Genomic DNA, 21,289 nt, shown 5'->3' on the forward strand with positions numbered 1-21,289 from the left:
TTCCAATATAGATATTCGTATTTTTGCGATAAGATACCCAAAAAATGACCAAGAAAAAGGTAAACACAAAAAAGAAAACAACAACAAAAGCTGAAACACCATTAAAAGAAAAATTTAGACTATCAAGGCAACAAAAAGTTGTTCTTGGTAGTTTTTTGTTCTTTTTAGGAATAGGATTGTTTTTTGCTTTTATATCTTTTTTCTTTAACTGGAAAATAGATCAAAGCGAAGTGTCTCAATTTTATAATAGAACTTCTTCGCCAAAAAACTGGTTAAGTAAATTTGGAGCAGGAGTAAGTCATTTCTTTATATTCAAAGGGTTTGGTGTTTCGGCATTAGTTATTCCTGTATTAACTTCTTTAACAGGAATATATTTGTTTTTTGATCTTAGTAGAAAACGATTATTTGGTTTTTGGTTTTGGGGGATTTTGGTAATGCTGTGGATATCTGTAGTATTGGGCTTTGTAGAAAAAGACGGAGGACTATTAGCAGGTATCATAGGGTACGAAATCAATGATTTTTTAAGAGATTATATCGGTTTTATAGGTACGGTTTTGGTACTGGCATTTTTTGCAATAGTGTATATTGTGGTAAGACTAAGATATACTCCCGAAAAATTATATGACTCTTTAAAAGCAACACAAAAAGATATCGTAAAAGATTACCAAACGACCTCGCAGCCAGATAATGATCCAACAAATTCGGTTTTGGATCAGAACAATTCAAAATCAGGTACAAAAGCAGGTGTAGATCCAAACTATGGTATAAAAGAAGAAAAGCCAAAACAACCTCTTAAACAAGACGCTAATACAGGAGAAATTACTTTAAATCCAACTATTAACGATATATATAGCAATCCGGATAATAGAGACAGAAATAATGAAATCCCTGAAAAAATCATTATAAAATCTGAAGTGAATCCTGAAGATATTGAAATGGAAGTGAAGGCCACTATCGAGGAAGAAGAGGTAGAAAATTTAAGTGCAAAATTGGTAAAAGATTTTGGTGAATTTGATCCTAAATTAGAATTAGGAAATTATAAATTCCCTGCGATAAGCCTTTTAAAAGATTATTCAGCAAATAAAGGAGGGATAACAATAGATCAGGGAGAGTTAGAAGAAAATAAAAACCGTATCGTTGAAACCCTTAAGAACTATAAGATCGAAATAGCCCAAATAAAGGCAACTGTAGGACCCACCGTAACACTGTATGAAATTGTGCCCGAAGCGGGGATTCGGATTTCTAAAATAAAAAATCTGGAAGACGATATAGCATTATCACTATCGGCTTTGGGAATCAGGATCATAGCACCAATCCCGGGCAAAGGAACCATTGGTATAGAAGTCCCCAATAAAAATGCAACCATTGTGTCAATGAGATCTGTAATTGCATCTTCAAGGTTTCAAAATGCAGAAATGGCATTGCCATTATCTTTGGGTAAAACTATTTCTAACGAAACTTTTGTAGTAGATTTAGCCAAAATGCCTCACCTTCTTATGGCAGGAGCTACAGGTCAGGGTAAATCTGTAGGACTTAACGCAATACTCACTTCCTTACTATACAAAAAACATCCGGCAGAGGTTAAGTTTGTTCTGGTAGATCCCAAAAAAGTAGAACTTACTTTATTCAATAAAATAGAACGTCACTATTTGGCAAAATTACCGGATACTGAAGAGGCCATAATAACGGATAATAATAAAGTGATTAATACACTAAATTCGTTGTGTATAGAAATGGATACTCGTTATGATCTGTTAAAACTAGCAATGGTTAGAAATATAAAAGAGTATAATGAAAAATTTAAGGCAAGAAAATTAAATCCAGAAAACGGGCATAGGTTTTTACCCTATATTGTACTTGTAGTAGACGAGTTTGCAGATTTGATAATGACTGCAGGCAAAGAGGTTGAAACCCCAATAGCAAGACTGGCACAATTGGCAAGGGCTATTGGGATACATTTAATTATAGCCACACAACGACCGTCGGTTAATGTAATAACAGGTATGATTAAAGCTAATTTTCCTGCCAGAATTGCATTCAGGGTAACTTCAAAGATAGATTCGCGTACTATTTTGGATACCGGTGGAGCAGACCAGCTAATTGGTAGGGGAGATATGTTGTTTACCCAGGGAAATGATATAGTAAGAATACAATGCGCGTTTGTAGACACTCCCGAAGTAGAACGAATAACAGAATATATAGGTAGCCAAAAAGGATATCCGGACGCTCATCTTTTACCAGAATACGAAGGAGAAGAAAGTGGCACAAGTCTTGATATAGAAAAAGGAGATAGAGATAAACTTTTTGCTGAAGCAGCAGAAGTAATTGTGACAGCACAACAAGGATCGGCATCCTTATTGCAAAGAAAATTAAAATTAGGGTATAATCGAGCTGGTAGATTAATAGACCAATTAGAAGCAGCAGGAATTGTAGGGCCTTTTGAAGGTAGTAAAGCTAGGCAGGTTTTGATAACTGATTTAACATCGCTTAAACAGTTTTTGGATAATGAGTTATAGCTATATATAAATTTAATAAGTTAAAGAAGTACTGTAAAAATGATAAAAAAAATAACGCTTTTACTGTTTGTATTAGGTATAACTGCAATACAGGCACAGAGTGCCAAAGGTTTGTTGGATGAAGTTTCTAAAAAAGTCAAAAGCTACAATAATATTGTAATAAACTTCAAATATTCACTTAATAATCCAGTAGAAAACGTAGATCAGGAAACCAGAGGAGAAGTAACTTTACAAGGCAATAAATATCTTCTTAATTTAATGGGGACAGAACAGATGTATGATGGCAAAAAACTGCATGTTATTATTCCCGAAGATGAAGAAATAAATATTTCTACTTTAAATGAAGAAGATGGAGCAAGTGTAACCCCTTCAAAAATGTTAACTTTTTATGAAGATGGATATACGTATAAAATGGATATAGAGCAGAACGTACAAGGAAGAAAAATTCAATATATAAAATTAATACCAATAGATTCAAAAAGTGATTTAGAAGAAATATTGCTTGGTATTGATAAGCAAACAAAGCATATATACAAAATGATTCAAAAACAAAACAATGGTACCAATGTTACCATTACTGTAAATAGTTTTAAAACAGATCAACCCATTTCTAAAACATTGTTTGTATTTGACGAATCAAAGTATAGCAGTTACTATATAAACCGATTAGACTAGAAGTAAAAAAAATATGAGATTTAAAAACTAAAGAACAGGTGTTTTTTTGCACATGTTCTTTAGTTTTTAAATTTATTTATACTTTTACTTTTGATTATTAGAAAATACAAAACTTGTGAAAATCCTTGATAGATATATTTTAACCACTTTTATAAAGACATTTTTTCCACTCTTTATTATAATAATGTTTATTCTGTTATTACAGACAATTTGGTTGTTTATATCAGAACTTGCAGGAAAAGACCTCGATTTTTCTGTAATAATAAAATTTTTGACATTTGCAACCCCCAGATTGATACCAATGATCCTGCCCCTTACTATTTTATTGACATCGATCATGATTTTTGGAAACTTTGCAGAGAACTACGAATTTGCAGCAATGAAATCTTCGGGGATATCCTTGCAAAGAGCCATGAGAACATTATCTGTTTTTATGTTTTTTCTTGGTATTGGTGCATTTTTGTTTTCAAATACAGTAATTCCATCCTCAGAAAAAAGATTTATTAACCTTCGAAGAAATATAGTAAAAGTAAAACCTGCAATGGTAATTACGCCAAATCAATTTAATGATCTTGGGGATATAAATATAAAAGTAGCAGAAAAATATGGGGATAATGATGAGTTTCTTCGAGACATTATTATTCACAAAAAAGGAGTAAGACCAGGTAATTTTACGGTTATAAAAGCTATGGATGGGGAGCTAAGAGGAAATATTAATTCTAATTTGGTTACACTAATACTCAATGATGGTAATTATTATGACGAAATCCATCAAAACTCTCCTCAAAAAAGAAAAAAACTACCTTTTGCAAAAGCACAATTTAAACAATATGTTCTTAACATAGATTTGTCATCCCTGGATAATGTGGATATGGATGAACAACAATATAGCAAAGGATATAACATGCTTAATGTTAATGAATTAAAAAATGAAATAGACTCTCTGTCAGAACAAGTCAATACAGATCTCAAAAATATGAGATTTGAAATAGACAGAAGGATTGGATTTGAAGGGATAAATAGAAATATTAAAGTAGACACTGTTCAAAAAACAGCCAACGATACATTGGTGTTGGAAAATTATTTTGATATACCCAAAAAAATACAAATTTATGAGATAGCATCGTCTAATACAGATGGTGTTTTAAGAAGATTAGATAATACAAAAAGCGATCAGGATTTCAAAAAAAGAGCACTCAATAAATACGAAATGTCATTGCATGATAAATACGCCTTGGGGATTTCTTGTATATTACTGTTTTTTGTAGGTGCTCCATTAGGAGCTATAATTCGAAAAGGAGGATTAGGATTGCCAATTGTTATTGGAGTAGTACTATTTTTAACCTATCATTTTATAGGGATTTTTGCCAAAAATAGCGCAGAAGAAGGAGGGGTACCTCCATTTGTAGGTTCTTGGCTTTCTACATTTGTAATATTTCCTTTAAGTATATTCTTAACCCACAGGGCAACTACAGATCAGGGGATTTTTAATCTGGATGCTATTATACAACCAATAAAGAAAATCTTTGCAAAACGATCTTCCAAACCTAAAAAATAGATTTCTTTTTAAATATCTTTGCCAGTAATAATTTCAAGAACAAAACGTATGTCGCAGATTACCGAAACTAAAAATAAAATTAAGTTGAATACCATTCAGGAAGCTATTGAAGATATTCGGCAAGGAAAGGTAATTATTGTAGTAGATGATGAAGATCGCGAAAATGAAGGGGATTTTATTGCAGCTGCAGAAAAAGTTACTCCAGAAATGATCAATTTTATGGCAACACATGGTCGTGGTTTAATATGTGCTCCGCTTACCAGTGATCGTTGCGAAGAACTGGAACTTGATATGATGGTTCAAAACAATACAGTTTTACATGAAACTCAATTTACCGTATCTGTAGATTTAATAGGTCATGGATGTACTACAGGGATTTCTGTTCATGATAGATCTAAGACTATTAATGCATTGGTTCAAGATAGTACAAAGCCTCATGATTTGGGAAGACCAGGGCACATTTTTCCGCTTAAAGCAAAAAATGGAGGGGTCTTAAGACGTACAGGACATACAGAAGCAGCTGTAGATCTGGCAAGATTAGCAGGGTTAAAACCAGCAGGGATTTTGGTAGAAATATTAAATGAGGATGGTACCATGGCACGTTTACCACAGTTGGTAGAGGTAGCAAAGAAATTTGACCTTAAATTAATATCTATAGAAGATTTGGTAGCATATCGTATGCAACATGACTCTCTAATCGAAAAAAAGGAAGATTTTAACATTGTTACCCGTTTTGGGAATTATAGGCTTAGAGCATATAAGCAAACAACCAATAATCAAATTCATATAGCTTTAACACAAGGTACCTGGAAAGAAAATGAACCTGTACTAACCAGAATAAACTCTACACTGTTTAATAATGATATTCTGGGAACTCTGACAAATAACGCAGATAAACGTTTAGATGCAATGTTTAAACGCATTAATACAGAAGGAAAAGGTGCTATAATTTTTATTAATCAGGAAAGCCAGTCTCTTAATCTTTTAGGGCGTTTAAGTGCTTTAAAAGAAATCCAAAATGGAAAAGAAGTAATGAAAGCTCCAAATATAGTTATGGATACTAAAGATTTTGGTATTGGTGCTCAGATATTACATGATATAAATATTCATAAATTACGACTTGTATCTAATAGCGTACAGCAAAAACGTGTAGGTATGATAGGATATGGATTAGAGATAGTAGAATATGTAGAATATTAATATTCTACATATTCTCTCTATTGTATTGTTATACTATACTTTTTATAGCATTTACCATTTTTGTAGCTCTTTCTTTTAATTGCTCTTCAGTCCAACTTACTTTAATCAGGCAGGATATAGTACGCCCCATCCATACATCACTGGCATCAAAAGAGGTTTTGTTTTTTTGTAATCCCACTTGTATTTCCTCAGACAGTTTTCCTAAAGATTTTTGCTCCAAAAGGTGTTCCCATTTTTTATAGTAATGCCAATTATTATCAAACCAATAAAAACAAGCATCTACTCCATGTTCTCCCAGAGCCTTATGCGTTTTTCTGGCTAGGTTTTCATCTGGCAAAAATATGTTTAAAAAAGCATAGCTTTCTACGCCTGTTTCTGGTACTCTTCTAAAAGTAACTTCGGGAATTGACTGTAGCGCATTTCTAAGAAAAGTGTAGTTTTTTTCTTGAATAGCAATAATGGTATCTAATTTTCTTAATTGAGCAATCCCCACCGCAGCATTTAATTCGGATATTCTGTAGTTATATCCCAAAAAAGGGTGTCTTTCTGCACCACGATCATTACCTGTATGGTCGTGACCATGATCTTGATATTGGTGTGCCCGCTCTGCATATTTTTCAGAATTAGTTATTACTCCTCCTCCTTCACCACAGGTAACTGTTTTAACATAATCAAAAGAAAAACAACCCAGATCCCCATAGCTACCTAAAGGTTTACCATCATACATGGCACCTATAGCCTGGCAAGCATCTTCTAATAAAATAAGGTTGTGTGCATCACAAATAGATTTTAAAGCTTTAAGGTCTGCCATGGATCCACACATGTGTACAGGCATAATAGCTTTGGTATTTTTTGTTATAGCTTTTTTTACAGCTTCCGGATCCAGAGTAAGGGTGTCATCAATATCACATAAAACAGGGATAGCTCCAACAGACAGGATAGCTTCAAAACTGGCAACAAATGTAAATGTAGGCATAATAACTTCGTCTCCGGCTCCAATTTCGGCACAAGCCAAAGCAACGGTTAAAGCAGCGGTCCCACTAGATACTACTTGAGCATATTTGGTTTGCATTCTGTTGGCAAGATCTCTTTCTAATTCTAGTGCTTTGTGATGACCATTTCTCATGGGGTCAAACCCATATCGCATTAGGACTCCATTATCCAAGACATCTTGGACTTCTTTTTTTTCTTCTGCACCAAATAACTCAAATCCTGGCATATCTATAGTGTGTTAAATTGAAAATTATTTTTAGCAAAAATACCGAAAAGACTTTTGATATAGAGATCTATGTTTTAGAATTTTTTAAGCACAAACAATTATAATAAACAAAAAAGTTTATATAGTAATAATCGTGTCATCAATAGAACGTCTTACTTTTTTAAATTCAGAAAACATATCATCTTTAGCCCTGTAACCAACAGGTAATACCAATACAGATGCTAGTCCATAATCATTAAGACATAGTATTTCATCATACTTTTCTGGTATAAAACCTTCCATTGGGCAAGAGTCTATTTCTTCAATAGCACATATAGTAAGAATGTTTCCCATAGCTAAATACGCTTGTTTTGTAGCCCAATTATAAATTTCTTCGGGCGATTTATTTTTAAAAGAAGAGACTAATTGCTGTTTAAAAGGATCCAATATTTCGTCAGGCGTATTTCGGGTTGTCTTCACATTATTAAAATACTCGTTTATGTACTGCTCACCAACATTTTTTTCTATACAAAAAACTAATAAATGAGAAGCATTGGCAACCTGTTGCTGGTTCCAGGAATGCGCTGTAAGTTCTTTTTGTAAAGCTTTATCTTTTATAACCACCAATTTTAATGGCTGTAGCCCATAAGAAGTAGCAGTTAGGTTAAATGCCTCTGTAATGGTATTTATTTTTTCTTGGGAAAGAATCCTTTTATTGTCAAATTTTTTGGTTGCATAACGCCAACGTAAACTTTCTAAAATATCCATCTAAAGTTTTTTTTATTGAAATACAAATATAATGGGATAACATTTACCTTTGCCGGGTAACAAGATAAAAAAAAACTATACCGTTATTGTATGAATACTATAAAAGAATTAATTGAAAAATCCGAAACAAGAATATTTAAAGCAGTTTTTCCAAATACAACCAATCATTATGATACATTGTTTGGAGGCACCGCTTTACAGCTTATGGACGAGGTTTCTTTTATATGCGCAACACGATTTAGTAGAAAAAAAGTAGTTACGATATCTACAGATAAAATTGATTTTGAAAAACCAATTCCGCAGGGTACTATAATAGAGTTAGTGGCAAAAGTAGTCGAGGTAGGTAAAACCAGTTGTTTGGTAAAAGTAGATATTTATAAAGAAGATATGTATAGCTATGATCGGGAAATAGCAGTCTCTGGGCATTTCAAATTTGTTGCCATTGATAATAATAAAAAACCAGTTTCCATAATCGATAAGTAAATTTCAAATAAATTTTATTGGTTTTAGTTTATAATAGCATTGATAATTTTATCAAAACTCAGCATATCCCATCCCCAACCCTTCCCGGAAGGAAAGGATTTAGGGTAATATAAACATCTTAAAATCAATTAAATGTATATTATCATAACTATCAACTAGAGCCATTTTATTCTAAAGCCTCAGATTCAAATACCGAAAGATTACAAACACATTCATCATAAAAAATCATAGCGGTTTCTATATGATCTATATAGCTAAAATTTGCCAGCTTATCTAATATAAAAGATCTAAGGTCTTCAGAATCTTTTACCCCTATATGAATCATAAAATCAGTGTCTCCAGCCATGTGATAAAATTTTATGACCCCTTTCAAAGTTCTTGTTCTTTTTATAAAAGAATTTATAACTTCTCTTTCATGTTTGTTTAAACGAACAGATACTATTACTTGTACATTAATACCTAATTTCTTTAAGTTAAGATCCGCATTAAATGATTTAAAAAAACCTTCTCTGGTTAATCTTTTTAACCTTTCATGGCAGGTAGATGGAGCTATATCCAGTTCTGCAGCTAGCTCTTTATTGGATAACCGAGCATTATTTTGTAATAATTTCAAAATCTGAATATCCTTCTGGTCTAGCTTCATAAAACTTATTTTTTTAGAATATACTTCGTATTTAACAAAATTAAATATGAATATAATTCAATTTTTTTACAAATATAAGGAATTTTGTTCATGAACTTATAAAATGTAATTCTAAAATGAATATAGGTATAATAGGATTAGGAACCGTTAGCAGAGGTTTTTTGGAAATCCTACAGGAAAAAACAAACTGGGTTTCTCAAGAATTTGAAACAGATATCAAAGTAGTCGCTATAAAAGATATCAAGAAAGGAAATATGTATAATCCTAAAGGAATAGATATTAATATACTCTTGCAAAAATTAGATAAAGAAGAAAATATTAATGATAATTCCTTAAAAGATGAAGATTCATTATCTAAAATAGAAGATATAGATCTTATTATTGAAGCAAGCTATAGCGACTATAAAACTGGTGATCCTGCTTATACTTTTATTAAAAATGCATTATCAAACGGGAAACATGTAGTTACTACAAACAAAGGACCAGTTGCATTACATTACACCGAATTAAATAAGTTAGCTATACAAAACAATGTTTCGTTGCGATATGAAGGAACGGTATTGAGTGGTACCCCAACTTTTTCGTTGATAGAAGAATGTTTGGCAGGAGATGATATTCTGGAAATTAGAGGGATTCTTAATGGTACCAGTAATTATATTCTGTCTAAAATGGCTAAAGGAGAATCTTTTGAAAATGCACTAAGTGTAGCACAGCAAAAAGGATATGCAGAAGCAGATCCTACTAATGATGTAAAAGGTTATGATGCCAGAGGAAAAGTAGCTATACTCTCTCATAAAATTTTTGGAGTAGATCTCGGTTTCAATACTATTCCTACAATAGGAATAGACACTATTTCTATGAAAGAATTAGATACGGCTAAAAAAGAAGGGAAAAATATTCGCCTTATTGGTAGTTTAAAAAAATCAGGAAATACAATAGAAGCAAAAGTACAGCCAGAAGCTTTAGGGCAAGAAGATGCATTATCTAATGTAGATGGAGTTACCAATGCAATAGAAATCTCTACCACATATCTGGGAAAAATCATGATTACAGGTCCGGGTGCAGGAAAACTAGAGACGGGTTATTCTGTGTTCTCTGATATGCTTTCTGTAATTAAAAAAATTAAAGGATGATAGAAACATTAGATAAGATAGACACTTTAAAAATGCTGATAGGAGAAAAGTGGGTAGAAAGTGAAATACAAATGCCGGTATTAAATCCCTATTCAGGAAAAGAAATATATAAAATTTCTTGTGCAGACAGAAGTAATGTGGATGAGGCTTTAAAGTCTGCCGAAAAAGGAAAAATAATTTCTAAAAGCTTATCTGCATACCAAAGAAGTGAAATTATTGCTAAAGTAGTTTTTTTGTTAAAAGAGAGAAAAGAAGAATTTTCTAAAGTGATTGTAAGCGAAGGAGTTAAAACCAAAACAGAAGCAGATAAAGAAGTAGAAAGATGTATAAACACATTAACTCTATGTAGTGAAGAAGCAAAGAGACTTACAGGAGAAACAGTTCCTTTTGATGCTTTTGCAGGAGGTGCATCACGAGTTGGATACTATGTACATGATCCTGTAGGTATCATTACAGCAATAACTCCGTTTAATGATCCTCTTAATTTGGTAGCACATAAACTAGGTCCGGCAATAGCTTCAGGAAATGCAATTATACTTAAACCATCAGATTATACACCTGTTTCTGCAATAAAATTGGGGGAATTGTTTTTGGAAGCAGGTTTGCCCTTCCATATTCTTAATATAATAACAGGATCTGCTAACAACTATGGGGATATTTTGATTACAGACCCACGAGTTAATATGATAAGTTTTACGGGGGGCACAAAATCTGGTGAGGCAATAATAAAAGCTGCCGGAATAAAAAAAGTAGCGATGGAGCTAGGGTCCAGTTCCCCGGTAATTGTTATGGAGGATGTAGATGTGGATGCTGTTTCTAAAAATTGTATTGGTGGCATGACATGGGCTGCCGGTCAAAACTGTGTAGGAGTGAAACGTATGTATATCCACGAATCCATATACGAATCTTTTAAAGAAAAAATTATAGCGTATGCAAATGCTATAAAAATTGGAGACCCGGAAGACCCGGAAACAGAGATGGGGCCCATAATAACCAATGGGGCTATTAATACTATAGATAACTCGGTCAAAGAATTAAAGCAAGCAGGATACAAAATCTTATGTGGTGGTAAACGTATAGGGAATACCTATCAGCCAACAATTCTTGAAGGATACTTTAATCATTCTCTAAACGGAAAACAAGAAATATTTGGACCTGTTGCTACTTTGTCTAAAATATCTTCTTTAGATCAGGCAATAAGTGCAAGTAATGATTCTGTTTATGGATTACATGCCGGGATTTTTACAAATTCAATAGAAGTCGCTTTTAAAGCAATTAACGAGCTGCAATGTGGGGGTGTAATGGTCAACGACTCCTCAGATTACCGAATCGATATGATGCCCTTTGGAGGAATTAAACAAAGCGGAATAGGCAGAGAAGGAGTGAAATCTGCTATACGAGAAATGACCACAACTAAAATTGCATGTTTTAACCTTTAATAAATATAAATATGAATACTATAGAAAACGCAGAGATCATCGTAAAAGATAAAGCGACAAAAGACAATGTAAACATGGATGTAGCCAAAGTACTATCCCCAAAAAGAAAAACATCTACATGTACTACAGTAGAACAATTAGCTAACGAGCAATTAGAACACTTTTGCATAGATAAAAATAGTGACTATGGTAAAGCATTAAAAAATGCAACCAAAGATATTTATAACGCACAAGATGATATTACAAAATTATGGAATATTACTACCGAGACTATTAGTAAGCTTGATGAAGGAGAAAAAGTAGCTTATTTTAATGCAAAACGCTTTTTGTCTTTTCAAATAGCAAAAGTGCTGGAAACACTACAAAACCCATTAAGTAAAACATACCAATCTTTAGGGCAGTCAGATGAGTCTTTACAGGCTAAAGGTCCACATCCTTTATTTAATAATATAGCCGCTTTATTTTCAGCAACCCCGGTAATTACTCGTACTTCAACTTATGATTATTCTTGTACAGAATGGGTAGATGATGCTTTTAATGGTAAAGAATCTATACATCATATATACTCAAGATTATTGAATCCTACTTCTATGGCTTTGGCAACCCATATAGTGCATATAGAAGCAGGAAAATATGCAGATCAATATACAGCCTGGAATTTTAATAGTGGTATGGCAGCTATTGATGCATTGTTAAGTAATACGCTAAATCATGGAGACATTTTAATAGTTTCTCGTAATATATATGGAGGAGCATATCAATTAATTGAAGACTTTTTTGCTAAAAAAAACAAATTTGCAATCCATGTAGTTTGGTTTGATGGATATTCTTTAGAAGAATTTCAACCAGTTATGGAAAATGCTAAACAAGAATATAAAGAGTTACTTTCTTCTGGTAAAAAATTACACGTCTATATTGAATCCCCATGTAATCCACACGGGTATATGCTGGATGTACCTGCTATTTGTAAATTTTCTAAGCAAAATGGGGCAACTGTTATGCTGGATGGCACGGTAGCAACGCCATTTTTAATAAAACCATTACAGCAAGAAGACGAACAATGCAGACCAGATTATTTATTCCATAGTTATACCAAAGATATAACAGGATCTGGTAATGCAATTGCGGGAGGTATTATTGGTAAAAATGATTTAATGTTTTTACCTAAAGGAGAAGAATCAAACGGAATAAAGTGGGATGAAACTTTGTTCTGGAACGTATACTATATAAAAGGTGCCTTTTTAGATTCTGATACAGCTTTTGAAGTATTGTCTGGTATGAAAACATTAAGCTTAAGAATGATGCAAAAATGTGTAAATACATTAGTGCTAGCTAAGTTTTTTGATTCTAACCCGGATATTACCGTGCATTGTAGCGGATTAGAAAATAATCATAACAATGCCATTATGAAAAAAATAAGCAAATACCAATTAGCAGCACCATTGTTTACTATTGATTTTGAAAATGCAAAATTATCAGATCAATCCTTTAAAAAATTCTTTGACAGTTTAGCTCCTGCATTTGGTCTTCAGGTAAGTTTAGGTCAAATTAACACAACTCTTCTTTGTCCTGCATTTACATCTCATTCAGAATTGAACAAAGAGGCTTTATTAGATGCAGGTATTCATAAAACAACAATGAGAATATCGGTAGGTAATGAAAATCCAAAAGAACTGATAAAACATTTTTTACAAGCTGTTAAGCTTATGATAGATCCGGAAAAAGAAGGGTTTTCTAAGACTTTCTTATCTATGGAAGAAGTAGACGAGCTGTATGCAAATACTTATATAGATGTACAAAAACAATTAATAGAAAACGGATACTTAAATTAAAATAATAACAACTTAAAATTTATCATTATGATTAACGGAATTAATTTAGAAGCTCTGGGAGCTTATAAAAACACGGTAGAGCAGGATTCAAAAAACGGAATGTATTCTGGCGGTATTAAGGCAACTTGGTTAGGGGGTACAAAAGTAGGGGTAGATACTAAAGCTTTGCAATTAGGAGATGAAAAAATCCCTCATGATTTTTCATTTATAATCGATGAGCCAAATCAGTTATTAGGAGAACATTCAGCTCCAACTCCGCAATGTTATCTGTTAGGAGGTCTTTCTGGATGTATGATGGTTACTTTTGTTGCTATGGCATCTATAAAAGGAATAGAGCTAGAAGGGGTTTCTTTAGAAATAAAATCAACATTAGATTTACAAGGGTTTCTGGGTATAAATGAAACCTCTCCTGTAGGATATGATACGGTAGAGTATTGCTTTACTGTAGAAGGAAATGGTACCGAAGAGCAATTTAAAGAAATAGCAGATCAAGTTGTTCAGTTTTCTCCAAATTATGCAACTGTAGCCAATAAAGTAAAAATGGTTTCTAGTTTGGTGGTTAACTCTACTGTAAAAAATTAGTTTGTTTAGTTAAGGATTACCTATTTGATTAGAGTAATCAAAAAAGGCTGTTTGATACAATTTCAAACAGCCTTTTGTAATTACAGAAAAGCTAAATTATCTCTTATTTTTTATTTAGATAATGTATTGGTTCATAAAAAACGTAGAGTTTTTAAATTAATAAAGTAAAGACAAATTATAGAATCAGAAGTCTGTTTTTTTTATAAAAACAGTAAAATAGCTCAATAAATTCGAGATAATCGCACCTTTGGATTAGTGCTAGGTATACTTATTAAAGCATACCTTGTTCATTAAGTATAGCCTAGAAAATAACATCTTTGCCAAGGATTAAAATATTATTTTGCTTTAAAAATATAGAACAATATTCTATAATAATTAATATTTACATTTCGGTATACATAAGATCGCAGTTCGCCTTAAAATGGTATAATCTATAAATACAAAATACAACCTTTTTGATATTTTTTTTGGAGATTGTATCTGATAATTAATTGGGAGATAGATAAAAAAGGCTGCTTGATTCAATATCAAGCAGCCTTTAGTAGTTACACAAATAACCAAATTTGTACTTTTATGATTATTTATTTTGATGGTTAAAATTATTTCTTAACACTATTTTTTTCGAAAAGTCTTTATAAGTAGTGTTATTTACAGAAATTTCTTTTATGTAATAAATAATTTAGGGTGTTTTACTTTTTTACAACTGCTATAGAAGCGCTATATCCTCCTTTAGAAACAGTACCGTCGGTAATTATTTTTCCATCACCTCTAACAAGTAGTACACCTGCAACATAAGGCGAAGCCATAGAAGTACCAGATTTCTTTGCAAATTCTGTTCCTCCTATACCACAAGACCAAATTCCTGTTCCCGGAGCCCATGCATGTACATTATCTCCATAATTTGAATCTGATGCGGCAGCATCAGAAGAAGTCATGTTACCAACTACCCATGCACTTGTTATAAATTCTCTTTGTGGAGAGTAGTATTGTACATCATCATTTTGATTACCAGCCGCCATAGCACCAAATGTTACTTTGGCAAGGTTTTGAATAGCAGTCTCATAAGCTACATTTATTTTTCTTTTTTTAGAACCTATACTATAGTTCCATACATCACCATATTTGGCATTTTTAGCAACATAGTTTATTCCTGCAATAATTTCTGCTTGCGATCCTACTCCTTCATCATTTAAAACTTTTACGGCAACAATTTTAGCTCCGGGAGCAACTCCAACAATACCATCTCCATTATGCATGGCACCTATTATCCCTGCAACATGTGTACCATGCCCATTTCTATCTCCCCAGTTTTTATCTACAAAAGTGGTACTATTATCATAATCAATGTTAAGATCTGGATGTGCATATACACCACTATCCAAAATCCAGGCTCTTTTATCCGTAGAATAAGTATATCCTCCAACTCTTACAACTCCCCAGTCTACATAATCTCCGGTACTTTCAAAATAGCCTTCTGTTGTTGCTTTGTTAGAGTTTGCCGGTGGCATATCTCCTTGTTCTACAGTAACATCTAATTTCTCGATGTAGTTAGGCTCTACTGCAAGAACATTTGGATCGCTCTTTAATAATTCGGCTTCTTTTTCTGTAATATCATTTATGCTAAATCCTTGAATTGCAGTTTCATAAACGAATTTCATTTTGTTAGAAGCAATTTTGTACTGGGATAAGATACCAGATGCTTTTTGACTTACTTTTTGTTTATTGCTTTTTAATTTACCATCCTCTTTAAAAAGAACAATATAACTGTTGGGGACTGCTTGATCCGGACCTATATCTACGGATGAGGTATCTACAGATACTTCATCAGAAAATTCTTCTGTAGAGCAAGAATGAAAAAAAAATACGGTTCCAACTAGTATTGGAATCATCTTAAAACGAATTGTTTTTTGAACTGTTTTCATAATTATTAAGTTTATGTTAAGGTTCAAAAATTCATAAAATAATCCGTAAATAATAAGGGCTTGATATCTTTTTTATTGGATAACGAACAGAATTCTATATGTTTATTTGTTTTGATGTATAATCCGAATTTAATTAGTTCTGGGTTTACGTGTTTATACAAGTTTTTGCTACTATACATGAAAAAGTAAAAGCATATAAAGGTTAGTTTATATGCTTTTACTTTTTATAATTTTTTGGTAACAATTAGTTTTGGGCTAATTGTTTTATTTTTATTTTAAATGCAGCAAAAATCAAGGTAACAAAAGGACTTAACCAATTAAATACAGCATATACTGCATAATCAGCTACAGGCACTCCAAGTACACCACTTTGGTATGCGCCACAAGTATTCCATGGGACTAAAACAGAAGTAACCGTTCCTGAATCCTCAAGAGTACGGCTAAGGTTTTCTGGAGCCAATCCTTTGTCTCTAAACGCTTTTGCATACATTCTGCCAGGAACAACAATTGCAAGATATTGATCAGATGCAGTTACATTCAAAGCCAGACAACTAACCACAGTACTGGCAAAAAGCCCAAAAACAGAGTCGAATAAGCTTAATAAGGCTTTACTAATTCTGGCAAGTGCTCCTATTGCATCCATAACACCTCCAAAAACCATTGCACATACAATAAGCCAGATAGTACCCAACATACCAGACATGCCACCCGAAGAAAATAATTCATTGAGTTGTGCATTTGTGGTTTCTACAGCAGTATTTACCGTCATTGCTTTCATAACACCAATGTATGCCGAATTGAAAGTTAATTCTGTGCTTTCTGCAATTTTTATAACAACCTCGGGTTGTGCTATGATAGCAGCAATACCACCAAGAAGTGTTCCTGCCAGTAGTGCGATTAATGGAGGTGTTTTTTTTATAATAAGCCCAATTACCAAAACAGGAACAATAAAAAGCCAGGGAGAAATATTAAACGCACTATCAATAGCATTTAATTGCTCGCTTATCTGCGGGGCTCCAGTAGTATCTATAGTAAAGCCTATAATTGTAAAAAAGAGCAAAGTAACAATAATGGTTGGTACTGTAGTATAGGTCATATATTTTATATGCGAAAACAATTCTCCACCTGCCATTGCCGGAGCAAGATTTGTAGTATCAGATAGCGGAGACATTTTATCTCCAAAATAAGCACCTGAAATAACAGCTCCTGCCGTCATTCCTAAAGAAATTCCTAAAGTATCTCCAATCCCTATAAGTGCAATACCAACTGTTGCAGAAGTGGTCCATGAACTACCAGTTGCGATAGATATGATTGCACAAATAACTACGCAAGCAGCTAAAAAGATAGTAGGATTAAGAATTTGTAAACCATAATAAATCATTGTGGGAATAATACCACTAATTAACCAGGTTCCGGCAAGAGATCCAACCATTAATAAGATTAATAAAGCTCCCGTTGTAGATTTTACATTTCGGGCAACTTCTTCCATCATTTGTTTATACGATACTTTATTAAAGAAACCAACTATTGCAGCCACTGCAGCACCTAACAATAAAATAAACTGGTTACTGCCGCTTAAAGCATCATCACCAAAAGCATATTTAACATTATAAAATAACATTCCAACCAAGATTATTACAGGTAATAATGCTTCCCAAATGTTTAATTCTTTATTTTCAATAATATTTTCGTTTTCAGGTTGTGCAGGCGTGATGTTTTGACTTTTCATAGGTAATTAAATGCAAAATTTTATAAATGTAATGTTACGATATTAATAAAAGCTATGCAACGTCTTTATTGAGTTTAGTTAATTTCTTTAGGATATAAAGAAGATAACAAAGTCATGAAAACCATTTTTATAGGATATATGTTTTTTTATCGATTTTTTGAGTTTTTTGTCGAATATATTTTTTTAATAGATATTTATATTAACATAAAATTTATGAGGTATTTTATATTTGTTGTGGAAAAGAAAAAGTAAAAGAAAGTTGGAATTTTGGTTTTATCCCTCATTGAGGGTTTGATTTTTGCGAGATTTGCTTCAAAAACAGAATATATTTCCAGAAGTATACTTCGTGAGTTTGTTCTGAGATTGTTAATTTATTTTGTAACTTTTTTTTGGACAAAAAAAATGATTTTTAAAATTGTTTTAACTTAAAAGCCTCACTCCCAAGAGGCTTTTTTTGTGAGTTAAAATTGAATTATTTTAATTAATTAATGCTTTTGTCGTATTTATATGTGTTTTATCGATAAAAATATATTATTTAGTATAGTGTACAGTAAGGTTATGAATACGTAGTTGTACATTTGAAGTATACAAAAAAACATATTATAATATATCACAATATTGATTACCCATTGAACTAAAATTAGCTTTTTTTACCCCAATTTAATTTCAACCCCTAAGCCTCGCACCCCAAGAGGCTTTTTTTGTTAAAATAGATAGTGTTTAATTTTTTATGCAGAAATTAGTCAAAAACTAATACGATGCAAAATAGATTATATAAAGGATTGGAGCTTTTTTTTCTTTTTATATTACTTCCAATAAGTTTTTTAATAGATTCTCACTTTCTTTTTAAGATCATACCTACTATTTTGGGGTTTATTTATATTTTGTTTTTTCTTAAAAGAAGAGATCTCTTAAAATTAAATTTTCCGGATAAAGACTATTGGAAACCTTTTTGGAAAGAAACAATTATTAAGTTTGCTATTATAGCATTAGTAACAGGGGTATACGTTTTTTGGATTGCTTCCGATACGTTATTTTCTATTGTAATTAAAAAACCGGGATTATGGATTGTCATTCTTTTTGTGTATACATTTTTATCGGTATGGCCGCAAGAAATTATTTATAGAACATTTTTTTTTGAACGTTATAGAGAATGGGTAAATAATAAATGGCTGTTTATTTTTATAAATGCAATTCTTTTTTCTTTAGCTCACCTTTTTTTAAGGAGTTTTTTGGTACAAATAGTAACTTTTATTGGCGGAGTGCTGTTTGCGTATACCTATCAAAAAACAAAATCCACCACTTTAGTGTCTGTTGAGCATGCAATTTATGGTAATTGGTTATTTACTGTTGGGATGGGAGAGATGTTAGCTTTTCCTGGTGCAGAGTGATTATTTAAAATAATCGATTAATTGTTGTATTGCCTTGCCCCGATGACCAATCTTGTTTTTTTCGGCAAGAGGTAATTCTGCAAATGTTTTTGTATACCCATTTGGCATAAATATAGGATCATATCCAAATCCATCTTTTCCCTTTTTATTTTTGGTAATACTACCAGAACAAATGCCAGTAAAGGTATATAATTCATCATTTATAATTAAAGCTATTACAGTTTTAAATCTGGCGTTTCGATTAGTTTTAGCTTCTAACTTTTTTAAAAGCTTGTCCATATTTGCATTAGCATCTTTTGTTTCTCCCGCATATCTTGCAGAATAAACCCCTGGTTCTCCATCTAATATTTCGACTTCCAGACCAGTATCATCTGCAAAACAATCGTAGCCATAGTTTTCTTTTATATACGTTGCTTTTTGTATAGCATTACCCTCTATCGTAGCAGAGGTTTCAGGAATATCTTCATTACACCCAATTTCTTGAAGACTTACTATTTGAATATTGGAAGGTAAAATAGCTTGAACTTCCTTTATTTTATTTAGATTATTGGTAGCAAATACTAATTTCATTTTTTTGATTTGAATAGATTAAGCTTTGGCGTCAGAATCCAATATCCACTTTCCTTGTACTTTAAGTACTTGTTCAATAACATCCCGTACCGATCCTTTACCTCCTTTTTTAAAGGATATATATTTAGAAATCTCTCTAACTTCTGCTACTGCATCTTGCGGACAAGTAGGTAATCCTACCATTTTCATAACAGGCAGATCTGGTATATCATCGCCCATATACAATACATTTTCCAGCTTAATAGTATGTGTATCTAAATACTCTTTTAATTGTTCTACTTTTTGATGTGCACCCAGATAAATGTTTTTTATACCTAATCCTTTTAATCTTTGGCGAACCCCTTCGTTTTTACCTCCGGAAATGATACACACATTATATCCTTGCTCTACCGCAGCCTTAAGTGCATACCCGTCTTTAATATTCATGGTTCTTAACAATTCGCCATCGGTATTAATAATAACAGTACCGTCTGTAAGCACACCATCTACATCAAAAATAAAAGTAGTAATGTGTTGTAAGTATTCTTTATAACTCTTTTCCATATTTAGATTGTATAGCCTTTGTTAAGGTTGTATATATATTTTGTTGTGTAGTATTGGTTAGTATTTTTAGGTGTCTTTCTATTGTGTTAACATCTTTTCGTATTGCGGGTCCGGTTTGTGCTTTATGAGGATCCATTTCAATTACTTTTTGAGCTGTTTCTTGTATTAAAGGATGTAGAATTTCAAACGGAACTTTATGTTCATTACAGATATCATTTCCTACCGAAAATAAATAATTAGTGAAATTATTTACAAAAACTGCAGAAACATGCAGTATACTTCGCTGCTCAGAAGATATTTCATATACTTTTTTTGAAAGAGAAACAGCTAGTTTACGTAATATTTCTAAATCCGTTTTGTTTTCTGCCTCAATACAAATAGGAATAGTTGTAAAATCTACAATTTTATCTTTGCTAAATGTTTGTAGAGGATAAAAGACTCCTCTTTTATTTCTATCGTTAATTATATGTACAGGAGCACTACCAGAGGTGTGCACTACTAATTTGTTTTTAAATGGGAGTACGCCAGAAACTCTCTCGATAGCATCATCGCTAACTGCCAAAATATAAATATCAGCTTCTTTTAATAATGAAAGATCCTTTATGATAGTTTCTCTTTTTTGATCCGGGTGCAGTTGTAAATTTTTACGGTTATAACATTGTATAACCTCTACCTGCTTTTGATAAATAAAAGCATTATATAAATGTTTAGCCACATTTCCTGCGCCAAGAATCACAACTCTAATCATTTTGCAAAAATAAGGAAGTTACCTTATATAATTTAAAAATATACATTTTTCATTTATAGTCTATCTGGGTTTTTGATATATACCTTGAAGGTTTAGAGGTTCCTATTTAGAGCTTAACCATTTGCTTTTATAAATTTTTAGAAAGAAGAAAAAGAAAATTACCATCAACTTTCTACATTTTGCACAAAGAGAAGAAAATCATCGGGAAATTTTCTACATTTTGTTCACAGAGAAAGAAAACAACCTATATCATACTTAATTTTACATACAAACTTCTGTTAAACCTGTAAATCAAAAAGAGATCATGGTATATTATCCTGTTAAAAACAGTAAATTTGCCGAGCAAAAAAAAAAAGTTA

Annotated in this window: 18 protein-coding genes; 10 read left to right on the top strand and 8 right to left on the bottom strand. The window is 32.3% G+C overall.

All coding sequences use genetic code 11. The features are described from left to right. The first annotated feature begins 44 nt into the window (after window positions 1–44). The 4 genes from ACZIYX_RS03060 to ribB all read left to right on the top strand — a co-directional run bounded on the left by ACZIYX_RS03060 (window position 45) and on the right by ribB (window position 5,949). A complete protein-coding gene (locus ACZIYX_RS03060) occupies window positions 45–2,516 on the top strand; it encodes an FtsK/SpoIIIE family DNA translocase (RefSeq protein WP_462680721.1) in 2,472 nt (823 codons plus the stop codon). Between the two features lie 42 nt (window positions 2,517–2,558). Next, a complete protein-coding gene (gene lolA1, locus ACZIYX_RS03065; RefSeq protein WP_462680759.1) occupies window positions 2,559–3,191 on the top strand; it encodes an outer membrane lipoprotein periplasmic chaperone LolA1 in 633 nt (210 codons plus the stop codon). A gap of 115 nt (window positions 3,192–3,306) precedes the next feature. Further along, entirely contained in the window at window positions 3,307–4,749 is a 1,443-nt protein-coding gene (locus tag ACZIYX_RS03070) for an LptF/LptG family permease (RefSeq protein WP_462680722.1), read from the top strand. A gap of 48 nt (window positions 4,750–4,797) precedes the next feature. Continuing rightward, entirely contained in the window at window positions 4,798–5,949 is a 1,152-nt protein-coding gene (ribB, locus tag ACZIYX_RS03075) for a 3,4-dihydroxy-2-butanone-4-phosphate synthase (protein ID WP_462680723.1), read from the top strand. Window positions 5,950–5,977: 28 nt separating this feature from the next. Here ribB and ACZIYX_RS03080 read toward each other — a convergent pair whose 3' ends face one another. Next, window positions 5,978–7,168, bottom strand: coding sequence for a DegT/DnrJ/EryC1/StrS family aminotransferase (locus tag ACZIYX_RS03080; protein ID WP_462680724.1), 1,191 nt, complete (start codon window positions 7,166–7,168; stop codon window positions 5,978–5,980). A gap of 117 nt (window positions 7,169–7,285) precedes the next feature. Continuing rightward, window positions 7,286–7,915, bottom strand: coding sequence for an NAD(P)H-dependent oxidoreductase (locus ACZIYX_RS03085; protein ID WP_462680725.1), 630 nt, complete (start codon window positions 7,913–7,915; stop codon window positions 7,286–7,288). A 90-nt stretch (window positions 7,916–8,005) separates the two neighbouring features. Between ACZIYX_RS03085 and ACZIYX_RS03090 the strand changes: the two genes are divergently transcribed. After that, window positions 8,006–8,398 carry an acyl-CoA thioesterase gene (locus ACZIYX_RS03090; RefSeq protein WP_462680726.1) on the top strand — a complete coding sequence of 131 codons (393 nt, stop codon included), beginning with the start codon at window positions 8,006–8,008 and terminating at the stop codon, window positions 8,396–8,398. A 166-nt stretch (window positions 8,399–8,564) separates the two neighbouring features. Here the strand turns inward: ACZIYX_RS03090 and ACZIYX_RS03095 are convergent, their stop codons facing one another. Next, window positions 8,565–9,041, bottom strand: a complete 477-nt coding sequence (locus ACZIYX_RS03095) for an Lrp/AsnC family transcriptional regulator (protein WP_462680727.1) — start codon at window positions 9,039–9,041, stop codon at window positions 8,565–8,567. A gap of 116 nt (window positions 9,042–9,157) precedes the next feature. On the opposite strand from ACZIYX_RS03095, the gene ACZIYX_RS03100 reads away from it, so the two are divergent. From ACZIYX_RS03100 to ACZIYX_RS03115, 4 genes are read left to right on the top strand one after another with little or no spacing between them, the layout of a single operon-like run. Then, entirely contained in the window at window positions 9,158–10,174 is a 1,017-nt protein-coding gene (locus ACZIYX_RS03100; protein ID WP_462680728.1) for a homoserine dehydrogenase, read from the top strand. After that, a complete protein-coding gene (locus tag ACZIYX_RS03105; protein WP_462680729.1) occupies window positions 10,171–11,613 on the top strand; it encodes an aldehyde dehydrogenase family protein in 1,443 nt (480 codons plus the stop codon). Before ACZIYX_RS03100 ends, ACZIYX_RS03105 begins: the two co-directional genes overlap by 4 nt. An 11-nt stretch (window positions 11,614–11,624) precedes the next feature. Continuing rightward, a complete protein-coding gene (locus tag ACZIYX_RS03110) occupies window positions 11,625–13,445 on the top strand; it encodes a trans-sulfuration enzyme family protein (RefSeq protein ID WP_462680730.1) in 1,821 nt (606 codons plus the stop codon). Window positions 13,446–13,472: 27 nt separating this feature from the next. After that, the gene (locus ACZIYX_RS03115) at window positions 13,473–14,027 is read left to right on the top strand and encodes an OsmC family protein (RefSeq protein WP_462680731.1); all 555 of its coding nucleotides are present in this window, start codon (window positions 13,473–13,475) and stop codon (window positions 14,025–14,027) included. A 689-nt stretch (window positions 14,028–14,716) separates the two neighbouring features. Here ACZIYX_RS03115 and ACZIYX_RS03120 read toward each other — a convergent pair. Together ACZIYX_RS03120 and nhaC are read right to left on the bottom strand one after the other, a co-directional pair. Continuing rightward, window positions 14,717–15,949 carry a S8 family serine peptidase gene (locus ACZIYX_RS03120; protein WP_462680732.1) on the bottom strand — a complete coding sequence of 411 codons (1,233 nt, stop codon included), beginning with the start codon at window positions 15,947–15,949 and terminating at the stop codon, window positions 14,717–14,719. A gap of 244 nt (window positions 15,950–16,193) precedes the next feature. Next, the gene (gene nhaC, locus ACZIYX_RS03125) at window positions 16,194–17,678 is read right to left on the bottom strand and encodes a Na+/H+ antiporter NhaC (RefSeq protein WP_462680733.1); all 1,485 of its coding nucleotides are present in this window, start codon (window positions 17,676–17,678) and stop codon (window positions 16,194–16,196) included. 758 nt (window positions 17,679–18,436) lie between these two features. Here nhaC and ACZIYX_RS03130 point away from each other — a divergent pair. Next, window positions 18,437–19,069: a CPBP family intramembrane glutamic endopeptidase gene (locus ACZIYX_RS03130; protein WP_462680734.1), complete on the top strand. Its 633-nt coding sequence runs from the start codon at window positions 18,437–18,439 to the stop codon at window positions 19,067–19,069. Here ACZIYX_RS03130 and ACZIYX_RS03135 read toward each other — a convergent pair whose 3' ends face one another. The 3 genes from ACZIYX_RS03135 to ACZIYX_RS03145 are packed head-to-tail and all read right to left on the bottom strand — an operon-like array spanning window position 19,070 to window position 20,930. Next, window positions 19,070–19,639 (bottom strand): non-canonical purine NTP diphosphatase, encoded by a 570-nt coding sequence (locus ACZIYX_RS03135; protein WP_462680735.1) that lies wholly within the window; start codon window positions 19,637–19,639, stop codon window positions 19,070–19,072. It lies immediately after the preceding gene. Between the two features lie 18 nt (window positions 19,640–19,657). Further along, the gene (locus ACZIYX_RS03140; protein ID WP_462680736.1) at window positions 19,658–20,182 is read right to left on the bottom strand and encodes a KdsC family phosphatase; all 525 of its coding nucleotides are present in this window, start codon (window positions 20,180–20,182) and stop codon (window positions 19,658–19,660) included. Further along, a complete protein-coding gene (locus tag ACZIYX_RS03145) occupies window positions 20,166–20,930 on the bottom strand; it encodes a Rossmann-like and DUF2520 domain-containing protein (RefSeq protein ID WP_462680737.1) in 765 nt (254 codons plus the stop codon). The genes ACZIYX_RS03140 and ACZIYX_RS03145 overlap by 17 nt, the downstream gene beginning before the upstream one ends. Between the last annotated feature and the right edge of the window lie 359 nt (window positions 20,931–21,289).

Source organism: Aquimarina sp. (assembly GCF_977115655.1).

Coding starts and splice junctions, on each gene's coding strand:
- ACZIYX_RS03095 (WP_462680727.1), bottom strand. CDS start 9,041: ATGAAGCTAGACCAGAAGGATATTCAGATTTTGAAATTATTACAAAAT.
- ACZIYX_RS03120 (WP_462680732.1), bottom strand. CDS start 15,949: ATGAAAACAGTTCAAAAAACAATTCGTTTTAAGATGATTCCAATACTA.
- nhaC (WP_462680733.1), bottom strand. CDS start 17,678: ATGAAAAGTCAAAACATCACGCCTGCACAACCTGAAAACGAAAATATT.
- ACZIYX_RS03110 (WP_462680730.1), top strand. CDS start 11,625: ATGAATACTATAGAAAACGCAGAGATCATCGTAAAAGATAAAGCGACA.
- ACZIYX_RS03080 (WP_462680724.1), bottom strand. CDS start 7,168: ATGCCAGGATTTGAGTTATTTGGTGCAGAAGAAAAAAAAGAAGTCCAA.
- ribB (WP_462680723.1), top strand. CDS start 4,798: ATGTCGCAGATTACCGAAACTAAAAATAAAATTAAGTTGAATACCATT.
- ACZIYX_RS03135 (WP_462680735.1), bottom strand. CDS start 19,639: ATGAAATTAGTATTTGCTACCAATAATCTAAATAAAATAAAGGAAGTT.
- ACZIYX_RS03105 (WP_462680729.1), top strand. CDS start 10,171: ATGATAGAAACATTAGATAAGATAGACACTTTAAAAATGCTGATAGGA.
- ACZIYX_RS03115 (WP_462680731.1), top strand. CDS start 13,473: ATGATTAACGGAATTAATTTAGAAGCTCTGGGAGCTTATAAAAACACG.
- ACZIYX_RS03085 (WP_462680725.1), bottom strand. CDS start 7,915: ATGGATATTTTAGAAAGTTTACGTTGGCGTTATGCAACCAAAAAATTT.
- ACZIYX_RS03060 (WP_462680721.1), top strand. CDS start 45: ATGACCAAGAAAAAGGTAAACACAAAAAAGAAAACAACAACAAAAGCT.
- ACZIYX_RS03140 (WP_462680736.1), bottom strand. CDS start 20,182: ATGGAAAAGAGTTATAAAGAATACTTACAACACATTACTACTTTTATT.
- ACZIYX_RS03145 (WP_462680737.1), bottom strand. CDS start 20,930: ATGATTAGAGTTGTGATTCTTGGCGCAGGAAATGTGGCTAAACATTTA.
- ACZIYX_RS03130 (WP_462680734.1), top strand. CDS start 18,437: ATGCAAAATAGATTATATAAAGGATTGGAGCTTTTTTTTCTTTTTATA.
- ACZIYX_RS03100 (WP_462680728.1), top strand. CDS start 9,158: ATGAATATAGGTATAATAGGATTAGGAACCGTTAGCAGAGGTTTTTTG.
- ACZIYX_RS03090 (WP_462680726.1), top strand. CDS start 8,006: ATGAATACTATAAAAGAATTAATTGAAAAATCCGAAACAAGAATATTT.